Raw genomic sequence first — 14492 nt, forward strand, 5'->3', positions numbered from 1 at the left:
GTGAACAGGCTGCGCCTCTAATTTGTATTCATCTATGATTCTACGAACGAATAATACGTGTACCTATCGCTTCACCTTGCAGTACTCGACTAAGCACCCGTGGTTCTTTTCCATCCACAATGATAACCTCTGATACGCTGCCCTGAATGCAATCGATAGCTGCCCGCACTTTAGGGATCATGCCACCGTAGATTTCCCCACTTTCGATCAAGGCTTCGATTTCCTGTACAGTAACGGAGGGAAGCACAACCTTTTCACCTTCCACTGTACTCATGATGCCTGGAACATCTGTGACGACGATCATTTTGGGAGACTCCACATAGGAAGCAACTGCCCCTGCTGCCGTATCTGCGTTAATATTGTAGCGCTGACCTGCTGCATCTACTCCGATAGGTGCAATGACAGGAATATAACCCATCCCAACAATACCAGTTATGATCTCAGCCTTAACTTCCGTTACTTCTCCTACCAAACCTACTTCGGCGCTGTTCGCCACTGGTTTAGCAATAATCATATTGCCATCGATGCCCGAAAGCCCCAGAGCTAGACCGCCACTCCCTTGAATTCGCCGGACAATCGCCTTGTTTATACTCCCTGCCAGCGTCATCTCTACAACATCTAGTACTTCCTCGGTGGTTACTCGCAGGCCATTCACAAAGCTGCTTTCAATGCCCAGTTTCGCTAGATTCTCGGAAATGGCTGGCCCTCCACCATGAACAATTACTGGCTGAATGCCCTCCTCCTGCAAATCTCGCAAATCCTCAAAAAAAGAATCAGGTAGAGCCGCAAGCGTACTGCCGCCGCATTTCATTACAAACAATCCACTACCATCTAAAGCATCTATAAGTTCAAGCTCGCTATTTAGCGTCATATGATCGGTATCCCTCCCTTATGGCCTTAACACGCCATAAATTAAGTGCGATATGCGGCGTTAATACGCACATAATCGTAAGTTAGGTCACAGCCCCAAGCCGTTGCTTTCCCGCTTCCATCATGCAGATCTACAGTGATCAGCACAGTTTCACTTTTTTGCAAATAGGCCAAAGCCTTTTCCTCGTCAAAAGCAACTGGCTTCGAGTGCAAAAGCACCTCAATATCCCCTAACGAGATGTTCACATGCTCCGGCGATACCGGAACACCCGCGCGTCCAACCGCAGCAATAATCCGCCCCCAGTTCGCATCCGCTCCAAAAATAGCAGATTTCACTAGACTAGAACCAACCACTGTTTTGGCAATCGCTGCCGCCGCCTCATCATGAACAGCACCATTCACTTGAACCTCAATCAGGTGAGTTGCACCTTCGCCATCACGAGCAATCGCTTTGGCAAGCGTCTGGCAGACATACGTGAATCCAGCAGCAAAAGCGTCCCAATCCGGATGCAGTCGTGTCAGCTTCTCATTACCGGCAAGCCCACTCGCCATCGACACTAACATATCATTGGTACTAGTATCTCCATCGACTGTAATCATATTAAAAGTAACATTCGTAGCTGAACGCAGAAGACTAAGTAAATCCTCCGCTGCAATATCAGCATCCGTGGTCATAAAGCCAAGCATGGTAGCCATGTTAGGATGGATCATCCCTGAGCCCTTTGCAGCTCCGGCAATTGTAACTTCTACACCGCCAACGAGCACCTTCACGGCGATCTCTTTTTTAACTAAATCAGTGGTAAGTATAGCTTGGCAGAATTCCTCCGCGCCAATAGCTCCTCCATCCAGCTTCTCTGGTATTGCAGTGATCCCGCTACGTACGCAGTCCATCTTCAACAGTTCACCGATAACTCCAGTCGAAGCAACAGCCACATCATTAACGGCCACACCTAAATGCTGAGCCGCAGCAGCGCGCATCTCATAAGCATCTGCTTCACCTTGTTCGCCTGTGCAGGCATTGGCATTCCCGCTGTTCACGATAACCGCCTGCAATACTCCGTTCGAAAGGCTTTCCCGAGTCACTTTCAGCGGAGCCGCCTGAAAAACATTCGTCGTATACACGGCCGCAGCCGTTGCCGGAACTTCACACAGAATCACTCCGAGATCGTTGCGATCTGTTTTTTTCAATCCACAATGCAATCCTCCGGACCTAAAACCCTTAGGTGAAGTGATGCTTCCACCCTCCAAGGTGGTAAATAACTCAATCTCGCTCATATTATTTGTACCGCTGATCCTTATGGATACACAGGTGTGTAGCCGAGGCCAAGGGTTTCCTCCCATCCCATCATCAAATTAAGGTTCTGTATTGCCTGCCCTGCCGCACCTTTTACAACATTATCAATGACGGAGACTATGGTCACCCGCCCTGTACGAGCATCTGTTGCAAATCCGATATCACAATAATTAGAGCCGCTAACTTCTTTTGTCGCCGGAATCACACCTACATCACGCACCCGCACATATGGCCGGCCCGCATAATATTCACGGTATAAATTCACAAAATCCTGTTCCGTATAATTGTCCGTCATCCCTGCATACATCGTACTCATAATTCCCCGGCTCATCGGCACGAGATGTGTGGTGAACGTTACCGTTACCTTTTCTCCAGCAATCTCTGTGAGCGTCTGCTCAATTTCCGGTATATGTTGATGCTTATTGATTTTATAAGCTTTAAAGTTCTCATTAATCTCTGCATAATGTACCATCAGGCTTGTTCCGCGTCCTGCTCCAGTAACTCCTGATTTCGCATCAATAATAATACTGTCGTGCTTAATCCAACCTGCCTGAATTGCAGGAATTAGTCCAAGAAGTGTAGCTGTAGGATAACAGCCTGGATTAGATATAAAATCAACCCCTGCCGCACGCTCTCCAAACACCTCGCAAAGTCCGTATACAGCCTGCTCTAGATATTCATCAGCCGGAGCGGGATGTTTATACCAGTGCTCATACTCTGCACCATCCTTCAATCGGAAATCACCGGACAGATCCACGACCTTAAGTCCAGCTTCCAGCAGCTGCGGCACCAGCTTTGCGCTCACACCCGACGGCGTTGCCGTAAATACCACATCCGCCCGCTCAGCCATTTGAGCCGGGTCAACGCCATCCAGCCTTCGATCAATGATGCCCGTCAAATGCGGAAAACCTTCCTCTATAGCATCCCCTGCGCTTGATGAGGAAATTACCGAAGTAATCTCTACCTTAGGATGACTTTGTAGCAGCCGAATCAGCTCTACGCCCCCATAACCCGTTGATCCAACAATCGCCGCTCTCAGCTTGCCCTCCACTGTCATCCCCACTTCCTGCTTATCATGAATTATAATAAATAATATAATGCATACCGTCTTAGAAATATGTATTATTATACGACTCAATTAATATAAATACAACACATAGTGTTAACTTTCTTTATTCCTAAATATAATTCTATTTACAAAAAAAGAGAAGCGTAGCTTCTCCTTTCGGAGAAATTACACTTCTCTTTTAAAGCCTTCACCCAGCACCTCATGCGCCTCAGTTATAATCACAAAAGCACTAGTATCTACCGATTGAACAATCGCTTTTAATCTGGAAACCTCATTCTGACCTACTACAACCATTAGCACCGTACGCTCATCACCAGTATAACCGCCATGTGCATCCAGCTTCGTCAGACCCCGATCCAGATCATTCAAAATCGCCTCAGATATTTCTTCCGTCTTGTCCGAGATTATGTAAGCCACCTTTGTATAACGGAAGCCTACCTCTATCGCATTAATGGCCTTACCTGTAACAAACAGACCGATCAGTGCATACAGTGCTTGTTCCATACCGAGTATAAAAGCAGCCAGCACAATGACCGTCCCGTCCAGCAGCACTACAGAAATCGAGAAGCTGAGACCGGATATCTTTTGAATAATCTGCGCCAAAATAGTAAGTCCACCTGTCGAGCCCCGTCCGCGGAACACAAGACCTAACCCCACCCCCACACAGATACCGCCATAAATGGAGGCTAAGAGTGGATTGGTGGTAGGTGCAGGCAAATCTTTTGTTAACAAGATAAAGAGCGGCAACACAAAGCTCCCAAGGAGCGAGCGAACTCCGTATTGTTTACCCAAGAAGATTACCCCGAGTACAAACAACGGAATATTAAGCGCCCATTGCGTAAATGCCGGCTCAGCCCCAAACCAAGCTTCAGCCAATACCGACAGACCGGATACACCACCAGAAGCAATATGATTAGGCAGAAAAAAAAGATTAAACCCCAGTGCTGTAACTAGCGATCCGAGCAAAATTAACATCGTATCCACCACATGTCGGATTGGCCCATTCAGAGGAATCAGTGGGGGTTTATTACGTGAATTGACTTTTTGCATTTCAAAGGCTCTCCTTAAAGTGTCATCTTGCTCTACGAAAGAAGAAACGGCCATCCCATCCTAATCCATGAATGGTATCCGTTTCCCCCGAAACTTTCTCTTTTATTCTGCCTCAATCTTGATCTGGCTACGCAGGTAACCATCAATGAATACATCAATATCTCCGTCCATCACAGAACCCACATTCCCCGTTTCCACGGAAGTACGGTGATCCTTAACCATGTTATACGGATGGAATACATAGGAACGGATCTGACTGCCCCAAGCAATATCGGATTGCTCGCCGCGAATCTCATCCAAATGCTGTTGCTGTTCTTGCAGTTTACGCTCATACAACTTGGAACGCAGCATCTTCATTGCTTGCTCGCGGTTTTTGATCTGTGAACGTTCGTTCTGACAGGTTACCACCACACCCGTAGGTAAGTGGGTAATCCGCACCGCAGAGTCTGTGGTATTAATATGCTGTCCACCCGCGCCGCTCGCCCGATACGTATCGATCTTCAAATCCTCAGTACGAATTTCAACTTCTACATCATCGGCAATTTCCGGAACGACATCACAGGATACAAAAGAGGTATGCCGTCTGCCCGAAGAGTCAAACGGAGAAATCCGTACTAGCCGATGTACACCTTTTTCAGCTTTCAGATATCCGTAGGCGTTGAAGCCTTTAATAAGTAGTGTAACACTCTTAATTCCCGCTTCATCACCTGGTAAGTAGTCCAGCACCTCAACCTTGAATCCACGTTTTTCAGCCCAACGGGTATACATCCGCAGCAGCATCTGGCCCCAGTCTTGGGATTCCGTACCGCCCGCACCCGGATGGAGCTCAAGAATAGCATTCAGCTTGTCATACGGCTGGTTAAGTAGCAATTGCAGCTCGAATTCATCCACTTTGCTGCCTAAACTGCTGATCGTCTCCCCAATCTCTGCCGCAAGATCTTCATCGCCCTCTTCATCCGCAAGCTCTGCCATCATCGCAGCATCGTCGTATTCTTGTTGCAGCTTCTCGTATTGATCCACGGACGATTTCACGGCATTCATCTCGCCGATCACGCTCTGTGCCTGCTCTGGATTATCCCAGAAGCCTGGAGCAGCCATTTTTTCTTCAAAGTTCGAGATCATCTCTTGCTTAAGATCTAAGTCAAAGAGACCCCCTAAGGTCAGTTAGTTTCTTGCCTATTTCACGCAGATCCTGCTTTACATTAGCTTCAATCATATGGTCACTTCACCTTTCAAAATAGGTTGTTACGGTCTTCGCTATTGGAAAGTTAGTAATGAGTGAATGTTCAGCCATTCCGAGAAGGATTGGACTTCCGATCGCTGTTGTTTCCAGATTCCTTGAATTGATAACCGCATAGTGGTTGGAATCCCGAAACAAAGGCGAACACTCCGTTTCTCCAGTTCCAAACCTTCTCTCCATTCCACATTCACTCAAGTGCTAAATATCCAAAAAAGCGACTGGGCCGTAAACGGGGGATACCCCCGGGCCCAGCCGCTCTTTATGGTTAGTATACCCATAGAGATCAGGGCTAAAGACTTACATCTTCAACACCTGAATATGAGCGCTACTAAACGTTTGTCTTATGCGTTTTGACCGTGGCAGTTCTTGTACTTCTTGCCGCTTCCGCAAGGGCAAAGATCATTACGACCAGCTGCCGCCTCAACATGTACCGGACGTTTCTCAGCAGGTTCGCTGTTAGTGGAAATTTTATTTTCCTCTACAACGGATTGACGCTCCTGATTTGTCTCGATGTGAGCCTTCATAATATAAGTAGCTACTTCTTCTTGAATCGTAGCCGTCATAGTATTAAACATTTCGAATCCTTCGAATTGATACTCGCGAAGTGGATCTGTACCACCGTAAGCACGCAGGTGAATCCCTTGACGCAATTGATCCATCGCATCGATATGATCCATCCACTTGCTGTCAACGGAGCGCAGCACAATTACCTTCTCGAATTCACGTACCAATTCTGAACCCAGGCGTTCTTCACGAGCAGCATATTTCTCAAGTACACGTTCGAAGATGTACTCAATGATCTCTTCTGCTTCCTTGCCCCACAGAATATCACGAGTCAAAGCCCCTTCTTCAAGCAGCTTGCTGTTTACGTAATCAGCAACTTCTTGCAGCTCCCAGTTCTCAGGAATATCGTCACTGCAGTGTGCGTGAACAATACGTTCAATAACCGGCTTGATCATTTCAAGTACGATATCTTTGATATTTTCAGACTCCAGAATCTCACGGCGTTGTTTATAAATAATTTCACGCTGTTGATTCATCACGTCATCATATTGCAATACGACTTTACGAATATCAAAGTTATTACCTTCAACACGTTTCTGAGCAGATTCCACAGCACGCGTAATCATGCGGCTCTCAATCGGCTGATCTTCCTCAAACCCAAGGCGATCCATCATACTCAAAACGTTGTCAGCGCCGAAACGCTTCATCAACTCATCCCCAAGGGACAAGTAGAATTGTGTAGAACCTGGGTCTCCTTGACGACCCGCACGACCACGCAGCTGGTTATCAATCCGGCGCGATTCATGACGCTCTGTACCAATGATATGCAGACCACCAAGATCTGTCACACCTTCGCCCAGAACGATGTCCGTACCACGACCAGCCATGTTGGTAGCAATCGTAACTGTACCTGGCTGACCTGCATGTGTAATGATTTCAGCTTCCGCAGCGTGATGTTTCGCGTTAAGCACTTGGTGTCTAACGCCTTTGCGCTTCAGCATTTCAGATACGAGCTCTGAATTCTCAATCGACACTGTACCCACAAGTACAGGTTGGTTCTTTTTGTGACGCTCTACAATTTCTGCCACAACAGCGTTGAACTTACCGTTCTCACTCTTGTAGACAACATCCGGCATATCTATGCGCTGATTCGGTTTATTCGTAGGGACTTGAAGAACTTCAAGACCATAAATCTTCTTGAACTCTTCTTCCTCAGTTTTAGCTGTACCTGTCATACCGCCCAATTTGCGATACATACGGAAATAGTTCTGGAAAGTAATCGTAGCAAGCGTCATGCTCTCATTCTGTACTTCGATTTCTTCCTTCGCTTCAATCGCTTGGTGCAAACCGTCACTATAACGACGGCCTGACATTAAACGTCCTGTAAATTCATCAACAATAACGACCTCACCCTCGTTAACAACGTAGTCTACGTCACGACGCATAATTACGTTTGCTTTCAGGGCTTGGACGATATGGTGATTCAAGGTTACATGACTGTGATCATACAAGTTCTCAATACCAAAAGCGCGTTCAGCAGTAGCTACACCTTTTTCAGTCAAGGCTACGGACTTCACTTTGATATCAACTGTGTAGTCTTCTTCAGCTTTAAGCTTTTTCACAAAACGGTCTGCTGCAAAGTACAATTCAGTAGACTTCTCAGCTTGTCCGGAAATGATAAGAGGTGTACGTGCTTCATCAATAAGAATGGAGTCCACTTCATCAATAATACAGAAATAAAGAGGGCGCTGAACCATTTGTTCTTTATAAAGCACCATGTTGTCACGCAAATAATCGAAACCAAATTCGTTGTTCGTGCCATACGTAATATCGCAGGCGTAAGCATCTTGTTTATCAGCATGGTCCATACCGCTTAGGTTAACCCCAACCGTCATGCCCAGGAAGTTATAGATTTGTGCCATTTGTGCGCTGTCGCGCTGAGCCAAATAGTCATTGACCGTTACTACGTGTACGCCTTTACCAAGCAAAGCATTTAAGTACACTGGCAATGTTCCTACTAGAGTCTTACCTTCACCAGTCTTCATCTCGGAGATTCGGCCTTCATGCAGGGCCATACCACCAATTAACTGTACATCAAAATGCCGCATGCCAAGCGTCCGTTTGGAAGCTTCACGTACGGTTGCAAATGCCTCAGGAAGAATTTCTTCCAAGGTTTCGCCTTTCTCAATACGGGCGCGGAACTCTTCCGTCTTAGCTTTTAAAGCTTCATCGGATAGTGCTACAAATTCCGGCTCCAATCCATTAATTACATCGACTGTCTTCATGAGACGTTTAACGTCACGATCGTTTGTGTCTCCGAATATTTTCTTTACAAGTCCTAGCATGGTTAACCCCTTTCATGCAACACAGATGGTGGAACCGAGCCCATCCTCACAAAATTGAAAGGGCCATTTATAAATTCGATTCCGCTGCTTCATAAATTGTAACAGTTTGTAAGAGATGCCGCAATACAAGGTGTAACAGCCACATTTTTCATATATACGCACAAGAGCCCTATTCGCTATAAGCGAATAGGGGCTCGGTTTAAATTTCCTAGGTTCTGACTAACTCTCGAGGCCCTTTATACTTAGAGCATAACTGGCATCATTGTATCTTAGCCCTGTTCAATCAGTCCATATTTACCATCATCACGTTTGTAAACTACGCTAACTTCCGAGGTGTCGATATTGGAAAACACAAAGAAATTATGTCCTACCATGTTCATTTGCAGAATCGCTTCTTCCACATCCATCGGCTTCATCGTAAAGCGTTTGTTCCTAACCACTTCTAAATCATCATAATCTTGTTCTTCTACAGCAACAGCGGCACTAGCTCCATCCACAAACAGCGTCTTGAGTCCCTCTTGACGGAACTTACGGTTCAGCTTCGTTTTGTGTTTGCGAATTTGGCGTTCCAGCTTGTCCACAACGGCGTCTATGGAAGCATACATGTCATCGCTGCGATCTTCCGCACGAAGCGTCACGCCAGCAAGCGGAATGGTTACTTCCACCGTATGAAGGCCGCGAACTACGCCAAGCGTCACAGACCCTTCAGAGGTAGGGGGTGCTTCGAAATACTTCTCAAGTTTGCTGAGCTTCTTATCAACATACTCTCTCAAAGCGTCGGTCACGTCAATTTGTTGACCTCGAATGGTGAATTGCATGGCCACTCCTCCTTTAGTTACACCTTCATTATACCAAATTGTAAGCGCTAAGTAAAAAGCAATTCCTTACAGCCCTTACATTTAGATAACAAATGTTGTCATAGCGTTCACAAATAAAACAAGTCCGGTAAGAGCAACCAATCGCCCTACCGGACCAAAAGTAAACCTGTCGTTATTATAGTACGGATTCCACTCTTATATTCTCCGAATGAAATCACATAAGGTCAGGCTATTTGGTATGAATTTGAATGATTTCTACAGGAGACCATTGAGAACCCGATCCTGCAATAACATATACCTTATAGGCAGTATTTGCTGCTAAACCAGTTAAAGTCTGTGTATGCTTTACACCAGGAGCAAACGTAAGCGTGTTAGTCCATGGAGCAGCCAATGCAGTACCGCTACCATTTTGACCTAAAGCAATCTGCGCTGCAGTAGGTGCCTTATCATTTGCTGGCAATACTACATATCTAACTGGGGTTGTAGTGCCACCTGTCACACCATATTTAACATATACATCTGCTGTAACTGTACTAACTTGTCCCGGCTCAAAAAGCGAAATCGAGCTAGCAGTAGCTTGAGCAGTAGTCAACCGAACTGTCGTTACAGTAGACAAGTTACCAGCTGCATCCGCCAGCGTGATATATGTTGCATATTCTGTACCAGGATTCAATCCGTAAACAGAGAATGTAACCGTTGTTTTAGCTACAGTCGCAACACTACCATGGATACCACTTGCAGTCCCGTTACTAATTTGTCCTTTTTCCACCTGCAATGCAGTTGGAGCAGTTACATCAGCATTATAAGGAGCTACAACATAGTATACTGCACCAGTTACGGAAGGTGTCAGGTATACATCCGCTGTGACCGAACCAACATTACCGTAGGTTGCCCCACTTACTGTTGGCGCTGTGCTACTTTCGCCGCCACTGTTACCACCACCAGAACCTCCGCCAGTACTGCCACCTGGAGCAGCAGTTGGGGTTGGTGTAGCTGTTGGTGTCGGAGTAGCTGTTGGAGTTGGTGTAGGTGTTACACCACCACCTGTGCCACTACCAGGATAATAGATAGCTGAAGTATTGATAATACCTACAGCCTCGGCACGTGTTAACGATCTCTTAGGACCAAAGGTTCCATCTGGATAACCGTTAACAATCTTCTTTTCCACTGCGGCTGCTACAGCACCTTTTGCCCATGCTGCAATTTGTGCATTGTCTTTAAATTTGTTCGAAGTTGTATTGGTGCTCAATTTAAGTAATTTTGCAGTAATTACAGCGGCCTCTTCTCTTGTAAGCGGATTATTAGGACGGAATGTATTATCCTCGTATCCTCCGATATATCCAGCTTCCACGGCTTTAGCCACTTCACTGTAATTCCAGTTTGTGCTCTTCATGTCTTTGAAAGTTACTGTTGCTTTAGTTGTAAACCCTAACAGGCGATTTACCATAGTCACATACTCACCGCGCGTAATTGCTTTGTTTGGTTTCACCGTTCCATCTGGGTAGCCTCCAAGGTAACCTCTATCTAGCCATTCCTGCAGCTGACCTTGCGCCCAGTGGCCTTGAATATCCTTAGGTACAGTTGCAGCAGATACGCTGCCGAGAGACCCCAATAACATACTAGTACCTAATATTCCGGTCATAAGACCGCGCCACATCTTCTTCATCCTGCTAATCACCCTCCTAATTGTTTTGATAGCTTAGGCTATATTGAATTTCTTCGTGAATGTAGTAACCTAGGCTAACATAGTGTGTGTCGAGGTAAGATAAACAGCTCAACGTATATCTATTACCCACCTTTTGCAGAGTTCTAACATTTTCCATAAAATGAATTTGCAAAATAGGCTATTTTCTTTACTAGGATTGGCTATACTAGACACATATGAACGCACAAAAAAAGGATCTTGGAAGATTCCAAGATCCCTGCTAGCGCTGTCTAAATTGCTAACCATCTACTTATATGTAGTTCGGCTTCGCCGGATGATTATAATTTGATTACGTTAGCTGCTTGTGGTCCACGTGCACCTTCAACGATATCGAATTCTACGGATTGACCTTCATCCAATGTCTTGAAACCATCAGTTTGAATCGCGGAAAAGTGTACGAATACGTCGCCACCGTCTGCAGTCTCGATAAAACCATAACCTTTTTCTGCGTTAAACCATTTTACTTTACCTTCCATTGATTAAACATTCCCTTCGTCATCAGATGAACGTGAGTCTTGCTCACAATTCGACTATACCACCGTAACTTCTTTATTGTCAATTGGAAAAGAAAATGTTTACATTCAATAATTTACCACGTAAAATAAACTATTTAAATTTTCCATAAACAAGAAATAGATTCGGTACAATGATCAAAAAAGGAGCAGACGGTATTTAATACCCGTCTACTCCTATAGTGAAACACCGATAAATTATTTTTTGCGATCCATAAGGAAACTGTCTGGGGTGTAGGCGGCCTCGTAGGCGTTGCGTTGTGTTTTGGCCTGTTCTCTCTGTTGAAGCCACTTAGCTGCCTCGCTTTTAAGTTGTTGCATTCTTGCAATTATCATAAGATCGGTCTCCAACAACTCCCGTAACTGATGATGCTGGATTACACCGATCGACTGTTTTTTCACATGCTGTTCGAGTTGATCTATCAAATTTTGACGTTGTTCGACGAAATCATTTAATTCTTCATATGAACAATTATCTAGTCTATTAATAATATCTTGAGTAATCTTATTTAACTCTAAGATACAATTATCCATGGGCCTTCTCGTGTGCTGGTGCCAGCTTTGACGCCTCCAACCAAGTTAAGCGGAACTCAGTTAAATACTGTAACGCCTCTTCTGCAGGAACCTTGTCTTTCTTCACATTCGCCTGAATCAACAAATGATTTATATATTCGTATAGATCATTCAAACTTTTAGATATGTCATAGGTAGGATCCAGTGTTGACATCAATTCACTAACAATTGTCTGCGCTTTACCCAGGTTAATGTTTGTCTTTTGATAGTCAACTGAATCGATTCCTTCCATACCCGCCCTTACAAATCTAATCGCTCCATCAAATAACATAATCAGTAACTGTGAGGGGGTCGATGTTTTTACCGATGACTGACGGTATTTTTCATAAGGAGAATTTATCATTTGTGTCACCCTTTTCTCTTACTAGCTAGACATAAAACTTGATAAGCTACTTGATTGGGAATTGTACTTACTCATTGCAGTTTCCATAGCAGTAAACTGCTTATAATATCTGGTTTCCATATCAGTCAATCTGTCAGCCCACGCATCAATTCGGGAATTATAATCCTTCAGAAGTCTTCCCATAACACTCTCAGTTTTGTATGTGCTATTTATATCCGCAGAGAATTTAGATGTGCCCGCCTTCAATACAATTTTATCCAGAGCTTTATCAGCTAAGGTTGAAAGACTTGTAAATATACCTGAACCTCCCGAAGGAGTCTGAAACAAGGATGTAACCTTTTCCGGATTATCAGTCAAGGCTTGTTTTAATTTTTCTTCATTTATATATAATTTACCGTTCTCATAGTATTGTCCTGTAGTAATCCCAAATGAACTAAGATCTCCAAGCTTAGAAGTTATAACGGACCGAAAGTCAGAAACTGTAGATTTCAGTATTGCATCATTCTTCAGTAATCCGCTTTTCGCCTTTTCCTCCCATGTTGTGATTTCACTCTCTTTCATCGCTTCCTTTTGCTCTGATGTCAATGGCGCGAAATCACGATACTTGTTCTCATCTGTCTTTTTAGTGAATAAGCTAATAAGTTCATTATATGCTTCCACGAAAGATTTAATGGTTTCAATAGCTTTAGTAGGATCTGTCTGTGTATTAATTGTTGTAGTACCTGCTGTTCCAGACAAGCCTTGCAAAGTTAATTGAATGCCATTAACCGTGAAATTGTTGGAAGATGGAGTATATTTAACAGGAGTTTCCGTACTTCCTTGCTTACCACTGGAAATATAAACTTCAGCGTTCTCCGCATTTTTCACGGCACCAACATTCATTAGGCTTAAAAAAGAACCGCTCAACTTATTCTTCTCTAATACATTGTCAGCCCCGTATTCTTTTGCCGAAATAGTAAATCGTCCACTCACCTCATCAAAACTTGCCGTCACACCTGCTGAACTACTATTAATTTTACTAATCGCTGAGGATATGGTGTCTTCATCAGTAAAAGTAAGAGTGACCCCTCCATCAACTTTAAATTCTAATGGAGTAGTCGCACCTAGCATATCGCTCAATTTTGTTCTAATCGTTGCTTTTTCGGATGAACTGGTAGTAAGCTGTGTTGTTGACTCTAAAGAAGATTTTGTAGCCAGTTTCGTTACCCGAACACTCATTTCTACTCCATTAGCATCAGCATTTGCCTCTGCCTTTACCGCAAGAGTATTTCCACTCACTACTGCCTTTTGTGCGTTCATTTGAGATTGTTTGTTCCAACTACTTAACTTATTGGCTTTGAAATCTACAAGTTTACTGTTAAGCTCACGATAACTGTCCCTCTGCCACTCTAATAGAGTTTTCTGTTGATTAAGCTTATCCAGGGGCTGCCTTTTTGCCGACATCATTTGTTTAACAATGCTATCAATGTCCATTCCTGATGAAAAACCATTAACCCTAAGAACCATTTGTTCACTCCTCCCTATACACGTTGATCGATTAAAATTCCTGCAATTTCCATCATTTTCGCTACTAGATCTAATGTTTTTTCAGGCGGTATTTCACGAATCAATTCACCAGTGTCTTCATTTAGTACCTTAACCATAATGTCATGTGTCTTCTCGTGTACACTGATTTCTAAAATAGTTTTCGGTCCTTGTAAAGTCTTCACTGCGCGCTCAATATTCCTGATCAACTGCTCCTCTGCAACCGAGACTGAAATGCCTTCACGCTCTTTGCTACTTAAATCCTTGATATCTTTAACTGAAGTCAATTCGTTCACTGACCCGACTTTTCCATTACCAGGTATTGACTCAGACCTGCTCTGTCCACCAGTTGATGGATTAGCAGATACGGAGAACTGTACATTCATGAGCCCGACCTCCAACGACACTTAGTTTATAATATATATATCGGTTGCAGGAAGGGATAATTTAGAAATAGTACAGATAAATACTATAAAAATCATTTCAATTAAAGCAGAGCATTCCACTAAACAGTCATTCAGAACTCCATGGCCATAAGTCTTCACCTGTAATACAAGCTTACACTTTCATCCACTTAAGATTTTTTTTCTGTCGATACAACCGCAGTATTGTTATTCAAAATTCGCGTCATTCTTCTATCCAGTT

General features: G+C 44.1%; 13 protein-coding genes. All 13 read right to left on the reverse strand.

Features of this window, described 5'->3' with window-relative positions:
• Positions 1-40: 40 nt before the first annotated feature.
• Positions 41-871 carry an acetylglutamate kinase gene (gene argB, locus NST25_RS28735; RefSeq protein ID WP_076123865.1) on the reverse strand — a complete coding sequence of 277 codons (831 nt, stop codon included), beginning with the start codon at positions 869-871 and terminating at the stop codon, positions 41-43.
• A 41-nt stretch (positions 872-912) separates the two neighbouring features.
• Positions 913-2145 carry a bifunctional ornithine acetyltransferase/N-acetylglutamate synthase gene (gene argJ, locus NST25_RS28740; protein WP_076123867.1) on the reverse strand — a complete coding sequence of 411 codons (1233 nt, stop codon included), beginning with the start codon at positions 2143-2145 and terminating at the stop codon, positions 913-915.
• A 20-nt stretch (positions 2146-2165) separates the two neighbouring features.
• Positions 2166-3215 (reverse strand): N-acetyl-gamma-glutamyl-phosphate reductase, encoded by a 1050-nt coding sequence (argC, locus tag NST25_RS28745; RefSeq protein WP_217696539.1) that lies wholly within the window; start codon positions 3213-3215, stop codon positions 2166-2168.
• 183 nt (positions 3216-3398) lie between these two features.
• A complete protein-coding gene (locus NST25_RS28750; RefSeq protein ID WP_076310004.1) occupies positions 3399-4283 on the reverse strand; it encodes a YitT family protein in 885 nt (294 codons plus the stop codon).
• Positions 4284-4385: 102 nt separating this feature from the next.
• A protein-coding gene (gene prfB / locus NST25_RS28755; RefSeq protein ID WP_139329815.1) for a peptide chain release factor 2 occupies positions 4386-5499 on the reverse strand; the annotation gives its coding sequence in 2 pieces (ribosomal slippage) (positions 4386-5426 and positions 5428-5499; 1113 coding nt in all).
• A gap of 365 nt (positions 5500-5864) precedes the next feature.
• Positions 5865-8372 carry a preprotein translocase subunit SecA gene (gene secA, locus NST25_RS28760; RefSeq protein WP_036678509.1) on the reverse strand — a complete coding sequence of 836 codons (2508 nt, stop codon included), beginning with the start codon at positions 8370-8372 and terminating at the stop codon, positions 5865-5867.
• Positions 8373-8641: 269 nt separating this feature from the next.
• Complete coding sequence (gene raiA, locus NST25_RS28765; RefSeq protein ID WP_036678506.1) at positions 8642-9190, reverse strand: ribosome-associated translation inhibitor RaiA; 549 nt, start codon at positions 9188-9190, stop codon at positions 8642-8644.
• Positions 9191-9419: 229 nt separating this feature from the next.
• A complete protein-coding gene (locus tag NST25_RS28770) occupies positions 9420-10856 on the reverse strand; it encodes an S-layer homology domain-containing protein (protein WP_339281482.1) in 1437 nt (478 codons plus the stop codon).
• A gap of 317 nt (positions 10857-11173) precedes the next feature.
• On the reverse strand, positions 11174-11371 hold the full coding sequence (locus NST25_RS28775; protein ID WP_019915069.1) for a cold shock domain-containing protein: 198 nt from the start codon (positions 11369-11371) through the stop codon (positions 11174-11176).
• Positions 11372-11605: 234 nt separating this feature from the next.
• Positions 11606-11941 carry a hypothetical protein gene (locus NST25_RS28780; protein ID WP_340392991.1) on the reverse strand — a complete coding sequence of 112 codons (336 nt, stop codon included), beginning with the start codon at positions 11939-11941 and terminating at the stop codon, positions 11606-11608.
• Positions 11934-12323: a flagellar export chaperone FliS gene (gene fliS, locus NST25_RS28785; RefSeq protein WP_076192405.1), complete on the reverse strand. Its 390-nt coding sequence runs from the start codon at positions 12321-12323 to the stop codon at positions 11934-11936. The genes NST25_RS28780 and fliS overlap by 8 nt, the downstream gene beginning before the upstream one ends.
• 21 nt (positions 12324-12344) lie before the next feature.
• Positions 12345-13829, reverse strand: a complete 1485-nt coding sequence (gene fliD / locus NST25_RS28790) for a flagellar filament capping protein FliD (protein WP_076192403.1) — start codon at positions 13827-13829, stop codon at positions 12345-12347.
• Between the two features lie 14 nt (positions 13830-13843).
• Positions 13844-14233 (reverse strand): flagellar protein FlaG, encoded by a 390-nt coding sequence (locus NST25_RS28795; RefSeq protein ID WP_038573590.1) that lies wholly within the window; start codon positions 14231-14233, stop codon positions 13844-13846.
• Between the last annotated feature and the right edge of the window lie 259 nt (positions 14234-14492).

Origin of the sequence: Paenibacillus sp. FSL E2-0190, from assembly GCF_037992965.1 — a bacterium.
GTDB lineage: Bacteria > Bacillota > Bacilli > Paenibacillales > Paenibacillaceae > Paenibacillus_AQ > Paenibacillus_AQ odorifer.

What these genes read in the sequence shown, in the direction of transcription:
- argB (WP_076123865.1), bottom strand. Translation starts at nt 871, where the DNA reads ATGACGCTAAATAGCGAGCTTGAACTTATAGATGCTTTAGATGGTAGT.
- argJ (WP_076123867.1), bottom strand. Translation starts at nt 2,145, where the DNA reads ATGAGCGAGATTGAGTTATTTACCACCTTGGAGGGTGGAAGCATCACT.
- NST25_RS28750 (WP_076310004.1), bottom strand. Translation starts at nt 4,283, where the DNA reads ATGCAAAAAGTCAATTCACGTAATAAACCCCCACTGATTCCTCTGAAT.
- secA (WP_036678509.1), bottom strand. Translation starts at nt 8,372, where the DNA reads ATGCTAGGACTTGTAAAGAAAATATTCGGAGACACAAACGATCGTGAC.
- raiA (WP_036678506.1), bottom strand. Translation starts at nt 9,190, where the DNA reads ATGCAATTCACCATTCGAGGTCAACAAATTGACGTGACCGACGCTTTG.
- NST25_RS28770 (WP_339281482.1), bottom strand. Translation starts at nt 10,856, where the DNA reads ATGAAGAAGATGTGGCGCGGTCTTATGACCGGAATATTAGGTACTAGT.
- NST25_RS28775 (WP_019915069.1), bottom strand. Translation starts at nt 11,371, where the DNA reads ATGGAAGGTAAAGTAAAATGGTTTAACGCAGAAAAAGGTTATGGTTTT.
- NST25_RS28780 (WP_340392991.1), bottom strand. Translation starts at nt 11,941, where the DNA reads ATGGATAATTGTATCTTAGAGTTAAATAAGATTACTCAAGATATTATT.
- fliS (WP_076192405.1), bottom strand. Translation starts at nt 12,323, where the DNA reads ATGATAAATTCTCCTTATGAAAAATACCGTCAGTCATCGGTAAAAACA.
- fliD (WP_076192403.1), bottom strand. Translation starts at nt 13,829, where the DNA reads ATGGTTCTTAGGGTTAATGGTTTTTCATCAGGAATGGACATTGATAGC.
- NST25_RS28795 (WP_038573590.1), bottom strand. Translation starts at nt 14,233, where the DNA reads ATGAATGTACAGTTCTCCGTATCTGCTAATCCATCAACTGGTGGACAG.